Origin of the sequence: Methyloversatilis universalis EHg5 (assembly GCF_000378945.1) — a bacterium.
Taxonomy (GTDB): Bacteria; Pseudomonadota; Gammaproteobacteria; order Burkholderiales; family Rhodocyclaceae; genus Methyloversatilis; species Methyloversatilis universalis_A.
Genome location: NZ_KB900539.1, coordinates 3,405,159 through 3,420,584 on the forward strand (window position 1 = coordinate 3,405,159; position 15,426 = coordinate 3,420,584).

16 protein-coding genes are annotated in these 15,426 nt (G+C 67.7%); 9 read left to right on the top strand and 7 right to left on the bottom strand.

Features of this window, described 5'->3' with window-relative positions:
* The first annotated feature begins 34 nt into the window (after positions 1-34).
* The 4 genes from METUNV2_RS0115560 (at position 35) to METUNV2_RS0115575 (ending at position 4,386) form a co-directional block, all read left to right on the top strand.
* Positions 35-1,324: a protein kinase domain-containing protein gene (locus METUNV2_RS0115560; RefSeq protein WP_018230399.1), complete on the top strand. Its 1,290-nt coding sequence runs from the start codon at positions 35-37 to the stop codon at positions 1,322-1,324.
* Positions 1,325-1,328: 4 nt separating this feature from the next.
* Positions 1,329-2,651: a protein kinase domain-containing protein gene (locus tag METUNV2_RS0115565; RefSeq protein WP_018230400.1), complete on the top strand. Its 1,323-nt coding sequence runs from the start codon at positions 1,329-1,331 to the stop codon at positions 2,649-2,651.
* The gene (locus METUNV2_RS0115570) at positions 2,648-3,517 is read left to right on the top strand and encodes a fructosamine kinase family protein (RefSeq protein ID WP_018230401.1); all 870 of its coding nucleotides are present in this window, start codon (positions 2,648-2,650) and stop codon (positions 3,515-3,517) included. Before METUNV2_RS0115565 ends, METUNV2_RS0115570 begins: the two co-directional genes overlap by 4 nt.
* Positions 3,518-3,822: 305 nt before the next feature.
* A complete protein-coding gene (locus tag METUNV2_RS0115575) occupies positions 3,823-4,386 on the top strand; it encodes a phasin family protein (protein ID WP_018230402.1) in 564 nt (187 codons plus the stop codon).
* 74 nt (positions 4,387-4,460) lie between these two features.
* Here METUNV2_RS0115575 and METUNV2_RS0115580 read toward each other — a convergent pair whose 3' ends face one another.
* Entirely contained in the window at positions 4,461-5,210 is a 750-nt protein-coding gene (locus tag METUNV2_RS0115580; protein WP_018230403.1) for a competence/damage-inducible protein A, read from the bottom strand.
* A 90-nt stretch (positions 5,211-5,300) separates the two neighbouring features.
* Positions 5,301-6,794, bottom strand: a complete 1,494-nt coding sequence (ubiD, locus tag METUNV2_RS0115585; RefSeq protein ID WP_018230404.1) for a 4-hydroxy-3-polyprenylbenzoate decarboxylase — start codon at positions 6,792-6,794, stop codon at positions 5,301-5,303.
* A gap of 176 nt (positions 6,795-6,970) precedes the next feature.
* Here ubiD and METUNV2_RS0115590 point away from each other — a divergent pair, with 176 nt between their 5' ends.
* The 3 genes from METUNV2_RS0115590 (at position 6,971) to METUNV2_RS0115600 (ending at position 9,206) form a co-directional block, all read left to right on the top strand.
* Entirely contained in the window at positions 6,971-7,873 is a 903-nt protein-coding gene (locus tag METUNV2_RS0115590; protein ID WP_018230405.1) for a histone deacetylase family protein, read from the top strand.
* A gap of 111 nt (positions 7,874-7,984) precedes the next feature.
* The gene (locus METUNV2_RS0115595; protein ID WP_018230406.1) at positions 7,985-8,653 is read left to right on the top strand and encodes a hypothetical protein; all 669 of its coding nucleotides are present in this window, start codon (positions 7,985-7,987) and stop codon (positions 8,651-8,653) included.
* Between the two features lies 1 nt (position 8,654).
* Positions 8,655-9,206, top strand: a complete 552-nt coding sequence (locus METUNV2_RS0115600) for a FlgO family outer membrane protein (protein WP_018230407.1) — start codon at positions 8,655-8,657, stop codon at positions 9,204-9,206.
* Between the two features lie 31 nt (positions 9,207-9,237).
* Here the strand turns inward: METUNV2_RS0115600 and METUNV2_RS0115605 are convergent, their stop codons facing one another.
* From METUNV2_RS0115605 to METUNV2_RS0115620, 4 genes are read right to left on the bottom strand one after another with little or no spacing between them, the layout of a single operon-like run.
* Positions 9,238-10,143, bottom strand: coding sequence for an alpha/beta hydrolase family protein (locus METUNV2_RS0115605; protein ID WP_018230408.1), 906 nt, complete (start codon positions 10,141-10,143; stop codon positions 9,238-9,240).
* Positions 10,140-10,649 (bottom strand): DinB family protein, encoded by a 510-nt coding sequence (locus METUNV2_RS0115610; RefSeq protein WP_018230409.1) that lies wholly within the window; start codon positions 10,647-10,649, stop codon positions 10,140-10,142. Before METUNV2_RS0115610 ends, METUNV2_RS0115605 begins: the two co-directional genes overlap by 4 nt.
* 35 nt (positions 10,650-10,684) lie before the next feature.
* Positions 10,685-10,879 (bottom strand): DUF1127 domain-containing protein, encoded by a 195-nt coding sequence (locus tag METUNV2_RS0115615; protein ID WP_026188213.1) that lies wholly within the window; start codon positions 10,877-10,879, stop codon positions 10,685-10,687.
* Positions 10,854-11,249, bottom strand: a complete 396-nt coding sequence (locus METUNV2_RS0115620; RefSeq protein WP_018230411.1) for a tautomerase family protein — start codon at positions 11,247-11,249, stop codon at positions 10,854-10,856. Before METUNV2_RS0115620 ends, METUNV2_RS0115615 begins: the two co-directional genes overlap by 26 nt.
* 199 nt (positions 11,250-11,448) lie before the next feature.
* On the opposite strand from METUNV2_RS0115620, the gene METUNV2_RS19235 reads away from it, so the two are divergent.
* Positions 11,449-12,900 carry an aminotransferase-like domain-containing protein gene (locus METUNV2_RS19235; protein ID WP_018230412.1) on the top strand — a complete coding sequence of 484 codons (1,452 nt, stop codon included), beginning with the start codon at positions 11,449-11,451 and terminating at the stop codon, positions 12,898-12,900.
* Positions 12,901-13,021: 121 nt separating this feature from the next.
* Positions 13,022-14,446: an alkaline phosphatase PhoX gene (locus METUNV2_RS0115630; protein ID WP_018230413.1), complete on the top strand. Its 1,425-nt coding sequence runs from the start codon at positions 13,022-13,024 to the stop codon at positions 14,444-14,446.
* Between the two features lie 56 nt (positions 14,447-14,502).
* Here the strand turns inward: METUNV2_RS0115630 and METUNV2_RS0115635 are convergent, their stop codons facing one another.
* Positions 14,503-15,408 (bottom strand): alpha/beta hydrolase, encoded by a 906-nt coding sequence (locus METUNV2_RS0115635; RefSeq protein WP_018230414.1) that lies wholly within the window; start codon positions 15,406-15,408, stop codon positions 14,503-14,505.
* Positions 15,409-15,426 lie beyond the last annotated feature (18 nt).

Here is a 15,426-nt window from a genome sequence, read left to right on the forward strand (position 1 = left end):
CGCCGGGCGCCCGCCCGGCTGCAGGAGGTCTGACGTGGACCTGCTCGGCAAGTACCGCATCCTGCGCCTGCTCGGCGAGGGCGCCACGTCCAAGGTCTATCTGGCGCACGACCCCTTCGGCCGTCGCGAGGTAGCGATCAAGGTGGTCGCAGGTGGCGCCGACGACGGCGGCAAGACCGAGCGCTATCAGCGCAAGTTCTTCGTCGCCGAGGCCTCTCTGGCCGGCAAGCTCACCCATCCGCACATCGTGCAGATCTATGACGCAGTGGCCGAATCTGATCCGGCCTACATCGTCATGGAGTACGTACGCGGCGGCACGCTGGAACGCCACACTCAGCCGGAAAATCTGCTGCCGGTCGGCGACGTGCTGGAAATCATCTTCAAATGCTCGCGCGCGCTGGATTTCGCCTGGCGCCTGGGCGTCATCCACCGCGATCTGAAGCCGGCCAACATCATGCGCGCCGATGACGGCGCGGCCGCCGGCACGAATGTGAAAGTGTCGGATTTCGGCGCCGCAATGTCGGTATCGGCCAACGAAACCCAGGTGTCGGGCGTCGGCTCTCCGGCCTACATGAGCCCGCAGCAGATCAAGGAACACCCGCTCAATCACCAGACCGACATCTTTTCGCTGGGCGTGGTGATGTACCAGCTGCTGACCGGCCAGCTGCCGTTCCAGGGCAGCAACAACTACAGCATGATGTACCAGATCACCCACGCTGAGCCGGTGCCGCCGTCCGCCTTGCGGCCCGAACTGCCGCCGGCGCTGGACGACATCGTGATGCGCGCGCTGCAGAAGTCACTGGACGACCGCTACCCGACCTGGGACGCCTTTTCCTTCGATCTGGCCGAGGCTTTCCGCGGCGAGGCGCAGCGCGAACAGGACACGCGTATCGCCGACAGCGAGAAATTCAACTCGCTGCGAGCGCTGCCTTTCTTCCGCGACTTTTCCGACGTTGAACTGTGGGAGGTGGTGCGACTGGGCGAATGGCACCGGGTGGCCGGTGGCCAGATGCTGCTGCGCGAGGGCGACGCCGGCGACGGCTTCTTCATCATCGCCGCCGGCGAGGTGAAAGTGACCAAAGGCCGCAAGCTGCTGAACGTGCTGTCGGCCGGCGAATGCGTCGGCGAGATGGCCTGGCTCACGCCGGAACGCGGCACCCGCGGCGCCGATGTATCCACGCTGTCGGAAGCGGTGGTGATCCATTTCGCCAACGCCACGCTGGAACACGCCTCCGAAGCCTGCCGCCACCGCTTCGACCGCGCCTTCCTGCGCATCCTGGTCGAACGGCTCGCGCTGGCCAACCAGCGGCTGACCGGCGTGTGAGCCGATGAACGCGGTTCCGGCACCGGACTACGCGGCGGGCAGCACGCTCGGCCGCTACCAGCTGCGCCGCATCATCGGGCGCGGCAGCACCAGTACGGTCTGGCTGGCCTGGGACCCGGAAACGCAGCGCGAGGTGGCCATCAAGTGCATCGACCCGGACGTGCTGAACGACCGGGTGCGCGGCAAGCTGCACCGCAATCTGCTGATCAACGAAGCTTCGCTCGCCAACCGGCTGCAGCACCCGCACATCGCCGCCATCCACGACGCGGTGATCGGTGACGAGCACGCGTGGATCGTCATGGAGTATGTCGGCGGCGGCACGCTGGAAGCGCACATCCAGCGGCCGGCGCTGCTGCCGGTCGATCGCATCGTCGAACTGATGTTCAAGTGCACCCGCGCGCTCGACTACGCCTGCCAGCTCGGCGTCACCCACCGTGACATCAAGCCGGCCAACATCCTGCTCACCCGCGACGGCGACCTCAAGCTGACCGATTTCGGCGCCGCGCTGTTCACCACGGTGGAGCGCACCCAGGTCGAAGGCGTCGGTTCGCCCGCCTACATGAGCCCGCAGCAGGTGCGGGAAATGCCGCTGAACCACCAGACCGACATCTACTCGCTGGGCGTGGTGCTGTACCAGCTGCTGGCCGGCGAACTGCCCTTCCAGGCCAGCAACAAGTACAGCCTGGTGTACCAGATCATCCACGTCGAACCGCCGCCGCCCTCCACCCACCGCCCCGGCCTGCCACCGGCGCTGGACGACGTGGTGGCGCGCGCCATGCACAAGGACGTGGAACTGCGCTACGCCACCTGGGCCGATTTCACGCACGACCTCGCACAGGCCTTCCGCAACCGCCGGCTCAAGCCGCGCGAGGACGCGGGCAGCGACGCTGAACAGTTCCGGCTGATGCGCACGCTGGCCTTCTTCCACGAGTTCAGCGACGTCGAACTGTGGGAAGTGGCCCGCTTCACCCGACTCGAACGTGTGGCCGCCGGCACGCTGCTGATGAAGGACGGCGAACAGGGCGACCGGCTGTACGTGATCGCCGAGGGCGAACTGGCGATCGCGAAGAACGGACGCACGCTCACCATACTGACCGCCGGCGAATGCTGCGGTGAAATGTCTGTGGTCGCGCGGGAACGCAAGCTCAGGGCCAACGATGTGCAGGTGAGTACCGACAGTCTGCTGTGCGTGATCGACGGCCACAGCATCCGCCGCGCCTCTGAAACCTGCCGCATGCGTTTCTACGAAGCCTTCCTGCTGGTGCTGGCGGGCCGGCTGTCCGCCGCCAACATGCGGCTGGCCGATGGCGGGAGCGCAACGGCATGAGTCCGCTGGCCCTGGACATCGCCACCACACTCGGACTGCGTGCAACCGGCGAAACCGCGCTGCCGGCCGGCCGCACCCGCAGTGCACTGCGGCTGGACACCTCTGACGGCAGGCTGTTCGTCAAGAGCCTGCCAGCGGCCGATGCGGAGCGGCTGTCGGCCGAAGCGGACGGTCTGGATCTGCTGCGCGGCAGCGGCGCCTTCCGCGTGCCGGCACTGGCCGGCCGGGGTATCAGCGGCGACACCGCCTGGCTGGCACTGGAATGGCTGGACCTCACGCCGGTGAACGGCGAGGCGGCCGGTCGCGCCTTCGGTCAGGCACTGGCCGCACTGCATGCGGTGCGCGGCGAGCATTACGGCCTGGGACGCGACAACTGGCTGGGCGACAGCCCGCAGGAAAACGGCTGGGCGGCGTCCTGGCCGCTGTTCTTCGCGCAGAAACGCCTGCAACCGGCGTTCGACCGGCTGATCGCAGCCGGCGAACGCGGCGAACTGATCCGCACGCTGCGCGCCCTGATCGAACGGGTGCCCGCCCTGTTCCTCGACTACCGTCCGGCGCCTTCACTGCTGCACGGCGACCTGTGGCACGGCAATGCCGGCATGGCTGGCGAGCAGCCGGCAGTATTCGATCCGGCCGCGTACTACGGCGACCGCGAAGCCGACTATGCGATGACCGAACTGTTCGGCGGCTTTCCGGTATCCATGTACGCCGCCTATCAGAAAGCGGCCCCGCTCGATGCCTGCGCGCTCACCCGCCGCGGCCTCTACCGGCTGCACCACCTGCTTAACCACCTCATTCTGTTCGGCGACGCCTACCGGCGGGAAACCGAGCGCACCGCAGCACGCCTGCTGTCCGAACTGCGCTGAACACGCCCTTTCCGCTGCGGTGGCACAACCCACCCGAGCCAAGACGAAGTCTTGAACGCACGTACACATATCTTTGTTTAGATTAAGATTTTTTTACCCGAAGTTTTTGTGTGCAGTGCAACAAAAACATGTTGACATCGCGTCGACCACCCCTATAATCGTAGTCATGGTGCAGCGCAATACGGACTGAGTGAATCAGTCGGTGATCGGGCTGCACACAAAATCAGGTGGCCTCGTGGGTGTCGGAGTTCTTGCCCGGTCGTGGTCGCTCTTTCAACACAAGTCAAGTATTGGAGATAACCACCATGGCCTTTACCCCGGAAAACATCGCCGCCGCCAACAAGAACGGCATCGAAGCCCTGCTGACCCTGGCCAACACCGCCTTCGCCAGCACCGAACGTCTGGCTGCGCTGAACCTGAACACCGCCCGTGCGCTGCTGGAAGACAGCGTCGCCAACACCAAGACGCTGCTCGGCGCCAAGGACGTGCAGGACATCGTTTCGCTGCAGAGCGGCCTGGTGCAGCCGGCGATCGAGAAGGTCGTTGCCTACTCGCGCAGCGTCTATGAAATCGTGTCGCAGACCCAGGAAGAGCTGAGCAAGGTCGTCGAAGCTCAGGTCGGCGAAGTGAACAAGGTTGTCACCTCGACCCTGGACCAAGCCGCCAAGCAAGCTCCGGCTGGTTCGGACGTTGCCGTCGCCGCCGTGAAGTCGGCCATCGCCGCCGCCAACAGCGCCTACGACAGCATCGCCAAGGCCACCAAGCAAGCCGTGGAACTGGCCGAAGCCAACGTGAATGCCGCGACCTCGGCCACCGTGCGTGCCGTCGGCGCCGCCAGCACCACCGCGAAGAAGAAGGCTGCTGCCTAAGTCTTCAGCACCTGCTGCAAGAAAAAGCCCCGCTCCGGCGGGGCTTTTTCGTTGACGCGCCGGAACGCGTCCGGTCAGGCGTCCGGCGCGATCACCAGGCCGCGCTTGAGCACTTCGGCCCGCATCGCCGCCATCGCGGCGGGCACCGTGTCGGCGCTCCCCTTCGCGCCCAGTTCGATATGCGGACCGGCATGCCGCGCATTACCGAAGCTGGGCAAGCTGAACACGGTCACGCCGTATTCGGTTTCGATGGCCTGCATCAGATCCAGCAGCCTGCTCTCGTGCGCATCGAACACGAACATCGACGCTTCCACCCAGTCACGGGTGTGGTGCAGATCGGCGTACTGCGTGTCCAGCACCCACTTCATCATCGGCCACGCCATTTCCGGAAAGCCGGGCACGAAGTGATGGTGGCGGCAGCTGAAGCCCGGGATGCGGTTGAACGGATTCGGAATGATCTGGCTGCCGGCCGGAAATTCGCCCAGTCGCAGACGGTTCTCGGTGGTTTCGGCGCCGAAGCGGGCGCGGATTTCTGCTTCCGCTTCCGGATGCAGCACGCAGTCCACACCCAGTGCGGCAGCGGCGGCCTGCCGCGTGTGGTCATCCGGCGTCACGCCGATTCCGCCGCAGGAGAACACGATGTCGTCGCTCGCAAACGAGCGGCGATAGGCTTCGATCAGCCGCGGCCGCTCGTCGCCCAGGTAATGCACCCAGGACAGCTGAAGCCCGCGCTCGCCCAGCAGTTCGCGCACCTTGGCGAAATGCCCGTCCTGGCGACGGCCGGACAGGATTTCGTCACCGATGATGTAGAGGCCGATGGCCATTTCAAGCACTCCTTGCTGCCGCGGATTCTCGCGGCCGGTTGTGTGATGAAGGCGGTCCAGGCCGCCCTGATTGCGCCGGGGCCGGGCCGGTCAGAGACCCAGTTCGGACCACATCGCATCGACGCGTCGCTTCACGTCGGCATCCATCTCGATCACTCTGCCCCACTCGCGGCTGGTTTCACCCGGCCATTTGTTGGTCGCGTCCAGACCCATCTTCGATCCGAGACCGGCGACCGGGCTGGCGAAGTCGAGATAGTCGATCGGCGTGTTGTCGACGATGACGGTGTCGCGCTTCGCGTCCATGCGCGTGGTCATCGCCCAGATCACTTCCTGCCAGCTGCGGATGTCGATGTCCTCGTCCACCACGATGATGGTCTTGGTGTACATGAACTGGCGCAGGAAACTCCACACGCCGAACATGACCCGTTTGGCGTGGCCCGGGTACTGCTTGCGCATCGACACCACCGCCAGCCGGTATGAACAGCCTTCCGGCGGCAGGTAGAAGTCGGTGATTTCCGGAAACTGCTTCTGCAGCAGCGGCACGAACACCTCGTTCAGCGCCACGCCCAGCATCGCAGGTTCATCCGGCGGCTTGCCGGTGTAGGTGGAGTGGTAGATCGGATCGCGCCGCATCGTGATGCGGGTGATCGTGAATACCGGGAATTCGGCGACTTCGTTGTAGTAGCCGGTGTGATCGCCGAACGGGCCCTCGGGCGCGTGTTCGTAACCGGACGGGTGGTTCGCGTCCGGCCGCAGTTCGCCCTCAAGCACGATCTCCGCGCTGGCCGGCACATCGAGGTCGTTGCCGATGCACTTCACCAGTTCGGTGCGGCTGCCGCGCAGCAGGCCGGCGAACTGGTACTCGGACAGCGTGTCCGGCACCGGCGTCACCGCCCCCAGTATGGTGGCCGGGTCGCAGCCCAGCACCACCGACACCGGGAAGGGCGTTCCCGGAAACCTGCGCGCGTGATCGCGGAAATCCAGCGCACCGCCGCGATGGGCCAGCCAGCGCATGATCACCCGGTTGCGGCCGATCACCTGCTGACGGTAGATGCCGAGGTTCTGCCGCTTCTTGTCCGGACCGCGGGTCACCACCAGACCCCAGGTGATCAGCGGCGCGGCGTCGCCAGGCCAGCAGTGCTGCACCGGCAGCGCGCCGAGGTCGACATCCGGCCCTTCGATCACGACCGTCTGGCAGGGCGCGGACGACACCTTCTTCGGCGCCATCGAGAACACCTGCTTCAGCATGGGCAGCTTGTCCCAGGCGTCCTTCAGGCCCTTGGGCGGTTCCGGTTCCTTCAGCATGGACAGCGTGCGGCCGATGTCGCGCAGCGCTTCCGCCCACCTGTCGCCGCTGACACCCATGCCGAGCGCGACCCGCCCGGGCGTGCCGAACAGATTGCCCAGCACCGGCATCCGGTGCCCGGTCGGCTGTTCGAACAGCACCGCCGGCCCCTGCGCGCGCAGCACGCGGTCGCAGATTTCGGTCATTTCGAGGTGAGGCGACACCGGACGCGCGACGCGCTTCAGTTCGCCCTTCTTTTCAAGCTGCGCGATGAAGTCGCGCAAATCGGTGTATTTCATTCTGTATTCCGGCTCGGCTCGCGGCCGATGGTAAGCGAGAACACGCCCTCGGCGCAGCGCCCGCCGACACTGACCGGCCGCGGCGCGCAGCGTTCCGGTCGACTGTCTCAGGCCGGCCGGCAACCGGACACCTTCATGACTGTCAGAATGCGCGTCCCGCACTTCACGACCGCACCATGATTGCCTGGTACGCAGACCACTTCGTGCTGCCGCTGCCCGAAACCCACCGCTTCCCGATGGCGAAGTACCGCCAGCTGCGCGAGCGGGTGGCGGCCGAACTGCCGGATGTCGAACTGCGCGAACCTGCCGCGGCCACCGACGCCGAACTGTGCCGCGCGCACGACGCAGGCTATGTCGACCGCGCCAGCCGCGGCGAACTGAGCGTGAACGAAATCCGCACCATAGGCTTCCCGTGGTCACCGGAAATGATCGAGCGTTCGCGCCGCTCGGCCGGCGCCACGATGAGCGCCTGCCGCACCGCGCTGCGCGAGGGCGTGTCGGCGAATCTGGCCGGTGGCACCCATCACGCCAAGCACGCCAGCGGCGCCGGCTACTGCGTGTTCAACGACGCCGCGGTCGCCACCCGCATGCTGCAGGCCGAATGCGGCATCGCGCGGGTGGCCATCGTCGATCTCGACGTGCATCAGGGCGACGGCACCGCCGACATCCTGGGCGACGCGGAAGACGTATTCACGCTGTCGCTGCACGGCGACCGCAACTTCCCCTTTCGCAAGGAAGTGAGCCACCTCGACGTCGCGCTGCCCGACGACACCGGCGACCAGGCCTACCTCGCCGCGCTGGACCAGGCGCTGACGACGATGAGCCGGCGTTTCGATCCGCAGTTCGTCATCTACCTCGCCGGTGCCGACCCGTTCGAGGGCGACCGGCTCGGCCGGCTCAAGCTCACCCGCGCCGGGCTGGCGGCGCGCGACGCCCGCGTGTTCGACTTCTGCCGCCGACGCGAACTGCCGCTGGCGGTCACCATGGCCGGTGGCTACGCCGAACGGATCGAGGACATCGTCGCCATCCACTTCGCCACGATCTCCGCCGCACGCACGCTGCACCGCCCCGCTTCCTGAGGGGCCTCTCCGCACCCGGTTGACGCACCTGCCCCGCTTTCTGGTAACTTGCGCGCCTGATATATGACATATGAATATATCTGCCATCCATCCTGCGGAGGAGTCCCGTCGATGAACACCCGAAATTTCGGCAGCGCGCTTGCGTTCGCCCTGCTCGCGACGGGCTGCGCCGCGCCGCACAGCGAAACGCCGCTGGCCACCAATTTCCCGACCAGCAAACAACCAAAGGTGCAGGCAGCAGGCCACTGGGCCGCCATCGCACAGGACGTGGCGCGCCAGATCTCGCGTGACCTCGGCGACAGCGGGCCGCTGCACGTGCAGGAAAGCCGCGCCCCCAGCGAATTCGAGCGCGCCTTTTCGCGTCAGCTGGTGTCGGCACTGATGGCCGAAGGCCGCAGCGTGAGCCGCAGCCCGGACGCAGCGAAGGTGCTGGCCTTCGAAACGCAGACCGTGCGCTTTTCGCCGGACCGCTTTCAGAACCGCCAGGTCGGCGGGCTCACGCTGATCGCCGGCGGCCTGTGGGCGCTGGCCGCAGTCGATGCCAGCGCCGCCGGCGTGGCCACCGCCGGCGCCGTCGCCTACGACGGGCACCAGGCCCTCACTTCGGAATTCGCCCGTGGCGACACACCGGCCAACGAAATCCTGATCACCGTGCATGTGAGCGAAGGCGACCGCTACATCGCCCATCGCAGTCTGGTCTATTACGCGGCCGACACCGACCGCAGGCTGTACGAAGGCGGCAACGGCGTGCAGGCCGTCCATCTGAAGGGAGGGCAGTGACATGCGCCGTTCAAGCCGACTGAGCGCCCTGATCTGCTGCGTCGCGCTGTGCGCGGCCGGCTGCACACCGGCCGTCAAGCCCGATCCCACCTATGACGAAGCGGCCGCCGACCGCTTCGTGCCGACCAACTACCGCGCCGCCGACGCGCTGATCGCGCAGATCGGTGACCGGGTCGGCCCGGGCAATCCGCTCATCATCGCCACCGTGGTGAACATCGACGCGCTGGACCAGTCTTCCACACTCGGCCGACTGGTGTCGGAACAGGTGTCGTCGCGCTTTTCGCGCGCCGGCTATCACATGGTGGAAATGAAGTTCCGCAACAGCGTCTATGTCCGCCAGAACCAGGGCGAACTGATGCTCACCCGCGAAATCAAGGATCTGGCGGTGAGCCACCAGGCACGGGCGGTCATCGTCGGCACCTATGGCGCCAGCGAGGACCGGGTGTTCCTGAACCTGAAGGTGATCGACCCGGCCAGCAATGTCGCGCTGGCGGCGCACGATTACGTGCTGCCGCGCGACACCGCGATGAAGGCGCTGCTGCGCAGTCGCTGACGGCACTCGCCCGCCGGCGCAGGCCGGCGCTTCAGCGGCCGCGCAGCCACCGCAGGCCGAGCGGCCACAGCGTGCGCTGCATGTCGGCGTGGAAGGGCGCGAAATGGCCGATCTTCGTGAGGCCGAAGCGCGCCGGCAGGAACTGCACGCGGCGGGTGCGGGCGGCGGTGAACCAGTCCAGCAGACGCTGCATCGCCGCCGGCGTGGCGTACGGGTCGTCCGACGACGCGCAGGCCAGTACCTGACCGCGGTAGGCCGCGAAAGCCGCCCGCGCCGCCTCGCCGTCCGGCGCACCGGCGGCGCCGGGCAGCCAGCGGTAAAGGCGGTCGAATTCAGGCCACAGCCGCAGCCCCCATTCAAGCGCCACGCCGCGCGGCAGGTCTTCCAGCCAGCCCAGACGCTTGCCCGGGAAGTAACCGAGCAGCAGCGCCAGCAGCGGCATCAGCAGATGCCAGCGCAGCAGATAGCCCAAGCGCTCGCGCGGCGCGTAGTCCGGCCAGTAGGCGTACTGCGAGCCGACCAGCAGCAGCCGCGCCAGCCGGGTGCTGGACGGCGCCGAACCCAGGCAGAAGCCGCCGATGCTGTGGCCGACGCCGACCAGCGTGCGACCGGGGAAGCGCGCCGACAGCCAGCGGATGGCGGCGTCGGCGTCGAGCGCGCCCCAGTCGTGCTTGGTCGCACGCAGGCCGCGCAGGCTGCCGTACCGGCTGTCGCCGATGCCGCGGTAGTCGAAGGTCATGGCAGGCAGTCCGTGCGCCGCCAGCCAGGCGGCGAACCGGCCGTAGTAACGGGCGGCCACACCGGTCGCACAGCAGATCACCACCGCCGGACGGCTGCCGTCATCCGATGCCGGACACCACAGACGGCCGTGCAGCAGATAGCCGTCGGCAGCGTGAAATTCGACCGGCTGAGGCGCGCCCGGCTCCACACGCGTCATGCGGCCAGCCCCGCATCCAGCCGCAGGAAGTACACGTAATCCATCTCCGGTGCCGGCAGGCCGAGCCGGGTGATGACCGCCGACATCTGGCCGCGATGGTGGGTGCCGTGGTTGAACACGTGCAGCAGCGTGCCGGCCCAGGGCGTGTCGCAGGCAACGCCGGCCATGTTCGGGTAGCGCAGGCGGGACGCCAGCTGCGCGTCGTCCGCTGTCTCGATCAGCGACGGCCAGCGCGCGGACTGGCTGCGCACCCGCGCGGCCAGCGCGGCGCGATCCGTCTCCACTTCGTCCGCCAGCGAGGTCGCCGCGAAAGGCGATCCGGTGAAGCGGCCATACCAGATCAGGTCAGCCAGCAGCAGGTGATTCAGCGTGCCATGCAGGCTGCGGAAGAACAGGCCGTGATCGGCCCGGTAGTCGGCGTCGCTGATCCCGTCGAGCGCGGCGAGCAGACGCTCGCCGGCCCAGGCGTGGTAGCGGGCCATGCTCAGGCTGTGGGCTTTCATCATGTCGGATTCGGGGGCAGACCGGACGCGGAAAGGTATCAGTGGATGCGGGCGTGCGGGCCGGCCGGCTCGTCGAAGCGCCCGGCCAGCACCGACGGAATGTCGGAGCGGCCCAGCCCAAGATCGCGCAGCTGCAGATCGTCCATCGCCCGCAATTCTGCCCGGGCGCGGCGGCGGCTGCGCGCCTCAGCCACGCGTCGCCGCAGGCTACACCACCAGTCTTGAGCGGACATGGCGCACCTCCTGGGTCTCTCCGGCATAGCCCCACGAATCGGCCGGCAGATCGCTCACCACGATGTAACTGGCCGGATGCAGCGGGCCGACCAGTTCGTCCAGCGACTGCCACACCGCGGCAATGTAGTTCGCCTTCTCCGGCTTGGTATTGGTGCCGGCGGTCACCCGCACTTCGAGATGGAAGGCGGTGAGCGCACCACCCACCGGCTCGGCGCCAACCGACCAGTGCTCGACGTGACCGAGCGCCAGCGCGGTCAGCTCACGCTTCTTGCCCAGCACTTCGGCCGTCAGGTCGGTGACCGCACGGACGACGGCCAGTCGGGTTTCCGCGTCCAGCGGGCGGGACAGATTCAGCGTAATCATCGGCATGGCGGCGTCTCCGTATGGGATGCCGAATCATGCCGCCCGCAACTGTGCCGATGAATGCACAGAAAAAACACATTGAACCGACACAGTCACTCTCAATCTCCGACTGTACCGAAGCGGCAGCACCTCAACTGTACCGATTCATTGATTGACCCTCGCAGTACAGTAATGGCCGTCAAGCCCTCGCCGGAAAGGACGCCGCATGAACCGCTACGAACAACTGGCCGACCGGCTGCGCGCGGACATCCGCGCCGGCCTGTATCCACCGGGCCAGCGCCTGCCGTCGGTGCGGCGCATCGCGACCCAGCAGGGGCTGAGCATCGCCACCTGCATTTCCGCCTACCGCAAGCTGGAGGCGCAGGGCTGGCTGGAGGCACGACCCCAGTCCGGCTTCTATGCCCGCACGCCGGAAGCGCTGCCGCCGCGCGCCCACCAGACCTGCGACGACGAATGTCCGGGCGAGGTCAGCATGTCGGAACGTGTGGCGCAGGTGCTGCGCGCATCGCACCGCGAAGATCTGGTGGTGTTCAGCACCGCCATCCCGCACCCGGACTTTCAGCCGGTGAAGGACGTGCGCGCCAGCCTCAGCCGTGCGCTGCGCGCCGACGATGCCGGCAGCGCGCGCTACGGCGAATTCATCGGCGAAGAAGCGCTGCGGGTGCAGATCGCCCGCCGCGCGGTCGAATCCGGCTGCCAGATCCATCCCGACGACATCGTCATCACTACCGGCTGCCAGGAGGCGCTGACGCTGGCGCTGCGCGCCACCACCCAGCCGGGCGACATCGTGGCCATCGAATCGCCCGCCTTCTTCGGCACGCTGCAGCTGATCGAATCGCTGGGCCTGAAGGCGCTGGAAATTCCGACCGACACCCAGACCGGTCTCAGTCCGGACGCACTGGAACTGGCACTGGAGAAGTGGCCGATCAAGGCCTGCCTCGCCTGCACCAGCTTCAGCAACCCGAGTGGCGCGCTGATGCCGGACGCGAACAAGCGGCGCATCGTGCAGATGCTGTCATCGCGCGGCATCGCGCTGATCGAGGACGACATCTATGGCGAACTGGCGCACGACGGCGAGCGGCCGCGGGTCGCCAAGGCCTGGGACCGCACCGGCCACGTGCTGCTGTGTTCGTCCTTTTCCAAGACGCTGGCACCCGGGCTGCGGGTGGGCTGGATCGTCGCCGGGCGCTGGCGGCGCGACGTCGAGCGGCTGAAGTACGGCTCGACCATGGCCACCGCGCTGCTGCCCCAGCGCGCACTGGCCGACTATCTGTCCACCGGCCGCTGGGAACGTCACCTCGCGCGCATCCGCCGCCAGTACGCGGAACAGATGGAGCGCATGCAGACCGCGATCGCCCGTCACTTCCCCGCCGGCACCCGGTGCACCCGGCCGGCCGGCGGCTTCATCCTGTGGGTGGAACTGCCGGACCATGTCGACGCGCTGGCACTTCAGGCCAAAGGGCTGGCCGCCGGCGTCAGCGTAGCGCCCGGGCCGCTGTTTTCGCCCCAGGGCAAGTACCGCAACTGCATCCGCCTCATGTGCGCGGTACGCTGGGACGCACGGATCGACGCCGCGATGGCGGCGCTGGGCTCACTCGCCGGTCAGATCGGCCCGCCCGGCTCGATGCACCTTAATTCTTCGGCAACGAAGAATTAACGATCGTTAACCAGACTGTTTCGGAGCCCTGCGGCGCCCATGCCGCCGGGCCTTCCCGACCGCACCCGCCGTTCACCCCGGCCGCGTAGGGCACACATCCGATACAGACCTGGAGATACAGATGACCGACTCGACGACCGACGCTTCGCGCCGCCGTTTCATGTCCACCTTCGGCGCCGGCGGTGCCGGCCTCACCATCGCGCCGCTGCTCGCGCTGCAATCCGGCCAGGCCGCGGCCGCCAGCCCCAAGGGCGGCCCGTCTTCCGGCGCCGGCTTCGGCCCGCTGACCCCCAAGCTGCCGCTGAACACCGACGAACTGAACAACCCCTTCATCGGTGACCTGCGCAACAAGCCCATCCTCGCGCTGCCGGAAGGCTTCGACTACTGGGTGATTTCGCCGACCGGCGACACGCTGAGCGACGGCAATCTGGTTCCCGGCAACCATGACGGCATGGCCGCCTTCCGCAGCCCGACCGGCGGCACGGTGCTGGTGCGCAACCACGAACTGGGCGGCGTGTCCGCCGGCGCGCCGCGCTGCATCACCCCCAGCGGTTCGACCTATGACCCGACGCAGGCCGGTGGCACCACCACGCTGGTACTCGACAATCAGGGCAAGCTGGTGAGCCACGTCGGTTCGCTGGCCGGCACCACCCGCAACTGCGCTGGCGGCCCGACCCCGTGGAACACCTGGCTGAGCTGTGAGGAAACCTTCAACACCGCCAGCAGCGCCGCCACCATCCGCCACGGCTACGTGTTCGAAGTGCCGGCCGACGGCGAAGGCTCGATCGAGCCGATCCGTGAAATGGGTCGCCGCAATCACGAAGCCGCCGCGGTCGATCCGAGCACCGGCTACGTCTATCTGACCGAAGACCGCGGCGACAGCCTGCTGTACCGCTTCCGCCCGAACGAGTACGGCAACCTGCGCTCCGGCGGCGTGCTGGAAGCGCTGCGCATCATCGACATGCCGGGCGTGAACACTGCAACCGGCTTCAAGGACAAGCTGTTCAAGGCACTGGCCACCGACTGGGTCGAAATCGAGGTGCCGGATCCGGACAGCGAATCCGCCGGCGCATCGAACCGCGCCCAGGGCTACGCCAAGGGCGCCGCCCGCTTCACCCGTGGCGAAGGCTGCTGGTGGGGCAACGGCAAGGTGTATTTCGTCTGCAGCAACGGTGGTGACGCCGGCCGCGGCCAGATCTTCGCCTACGACCCGGAAGACGGCACGGTCACGCTGTTCGTCGAATCGGTGGCCAGCAGCAACGGCCAGTACGCCGACAACGGCGGCTTCCTGCTGGCCGCGCCGGACAACATCACGGTCGGCCCGGACGGCCGCCTGTACGTCTGCGAAGACGGCTCCGGCATCGAGAAGGTGGTGGGCGTGGGCCTGGACGGCGAGCTGTTCGAAGTCGCGCTGAACATGCTGAACGGCTCGGAATTCGCCGGCGCCTGTTTCTCGCATGACGGACGCTTCATGTTCGTCAGCATGCAGAGCCCGGGCCTCACCTTCGTGATCCGCGGCAACTGGCGCAAGGGTCGTCGCTTCTGATCCGGCGCGCCCCGCCTGCTTGGCCGGCGGGGCGTGCAGCACGGCCACCCCGCGCGTCAGCGCGCGGGGCTGCGCCACATGCCTGCACTGTCCAGAAAGGCATCCACCCGCGCGGTGTACTCACCGGGACGGCCCAGACCTTCATTGATGTCGCCATGCGACAGATCGAGCGGCAGCACCTCGATGCGCCCGCCGGTGTCGCGCACCCGCTGCGCGAAGGCGTCGACCTGATCGCAGGCCTGGCTGCGCCGGCTTGAGCACACTGCCAGCCAGGGCGGCGTCGGGCCGCTCAGGCGATGACGTGGCGAGGTGGCGGCCCAGAAGGCGGGATCCTTGCCGAAGGCGCGGTCGAACAGTGGTGCATGCCGTTCGGCCATCAGCCGCGGCACGTCCAGCGCACCGCTGTCGAGCAGCACCACCGCACGCCAGGACTGCACGCCGGCCGGCGGCGCGGCCGCCAGCAGCGCCACCAGATGCGCGCCGGCCGAATGCCCCATCAGCACGAAGCGGGACGGATCGCCGCCCCAGGACAAGGCCAGTGACTGCGCCTTCGTCAACGCGGCCGCCACGTCGTCGCGCTGGGTCGGTACGTCGGCCTCGGGCAGCATGCGGTAATTGACCGACACCACGATGGCTCCGGCAGGCAGCCAGTGCGCCACCTTATTGTCCACCACCCGGCCGTGCGCCTTGTCGCCGCGCCGCCAGCCCCCGCCATGCACCATGAAGACGACCGGCGCGCCCTGTGCGTCCGGCGGAATGAACACGTCCATGCGCTGCGCGCGGTCCGCGCCGTAAGGCTGGTCGCGCAGCACCCGGCTGCCGGCGGGCAGGCCAGCTTCGGTGGCGGGTGATTCGCCGCGACCGGCGCTCAGACGCTCGCGCAACGGACCGGCCTGCGCGGCCGGCAGGCACAGCAAAACGGCCAAGGCAGCGGCGAGCGGGAAGAAAGCGGGACGCATCATGGGAAACACTCCTCGAGC

What these genes read in the sequence shown, in the direction of transcription:
- METUNV2_RS0115565 (WP_018230400.1), top strand. Translation starts at nt 1,329, where the DNA reads ATGAACGCGGTTCCGGCACCGGACTACGCGGCGGGCAGCACGCTCGGC.
- METUNV2_RS0115570 (WP_018230401.1), top strand. Translation starts at nt 2,648, where the DNA reads ATGAGTCCGCTGGCCCTGGACATCGCCACCACACTCGGACTGCGTGCA.
- METUNV2_RS0115575 (WP_018230402.1), top strand. Translation starts at nt 3,823, where the DNA reads ATGGCCTTTACCCCGGAAAACATCGCCGCCGCCAACAAGAACGGCATC.
- METUNV2_RS0115580 (WP_018230403.1), bottom strand. Translation starts at nt 5,210, where the DNA reads ATGGCCATCGGCCTCTACATCATCGGTGACGAAATCCTGTCCGGCCGT.
- ubiD (WP_018230404.1), bottom strand. Translation starts at nt 6,794, where the DNA reads ATGAAATACACCGATTTGCGCGACTTCATCGCGCAGCTTGAAAAGAAG.
- METUNV2_RS0115590 (WP_018230405.1), top strand. Translation starts at nt 6,971, where the DNA reads ATGATTGCCTGGTACGCAGACCACTTCGTGCTGCCGCTGCCCGAAACC.
- METUNV2_RS0115595 (WP_018230406.1), top strand. Translation starts at nt 7,985, where the DNA reads ATGAACACCCGAAATTTCGGCAGCGCGCTTGCGTTCGCCCTGCTCGCG.
- METUNV2_RS0115600 (WP_018230407.1), top strand. Translation starts at nt 8,655, where the DNA reads ATGCGCCGTTCAAGCCGACTGAGCGCCCTGATCTGCTGCGTCGCGCTG.
- METUNV2_RS0115605 (WP_018230408.1), bottom strand. Translation starts at nt 10,143, where the DNA reads ATGACGCGTGTGGAGCCGGGCGCGCCTCAGCCGGTCGAATTTCACGCT.
- METUNV2_RS0115610 (WP_018230409.1), bottom strand. Translation starts at nt 10,649, where the DNA reads ATGATGAAAGCCCACAGCCTGAGCATGGCCCGCTACCACGCCTGGGCC.
- METUNV2_RS0115615 (WP_026188213.1), bottom strand. Translation starts at nt 10,879, where the DNA reads ATGTCCGCTCAAGACTGGTGGTGTAGCCTGCGGCGACGCGTGGCTGAG.
- METUNV2_RS0115620 (WP_018230411.1), bottom strand. Translation starts at nt 11,249, where the DNA reads ATGCCGATGATTACGCTGAATCTGTCCCGCCCGCTGGACGCGGAAACC.
- METUNV2_RS19235 (WP_018230412.1), top strand. Translation starts at nt 11,449, where the DNA reads ATGAACCGCTACGAACAACTGGCCGACCGGCTGCGCGCGGACATCCGC.
- METUNV2_RS0115630 (WP_018230413.1), top strand. Translation starts at nt 13,022, where the DNA reads ATGACCGACTCGACGACCGACGCTTCGCGCCGCCGTTTCATGTCCACC.
- METUNV2_RS0115635 (WP_018230414.1), bottom strand. Translation starts at nt 15,408, where the DNA reads ATGATGCGTCCCGCTTTCTTCCCGCTCGCCGCTGCCTTGGCCGTTTTG.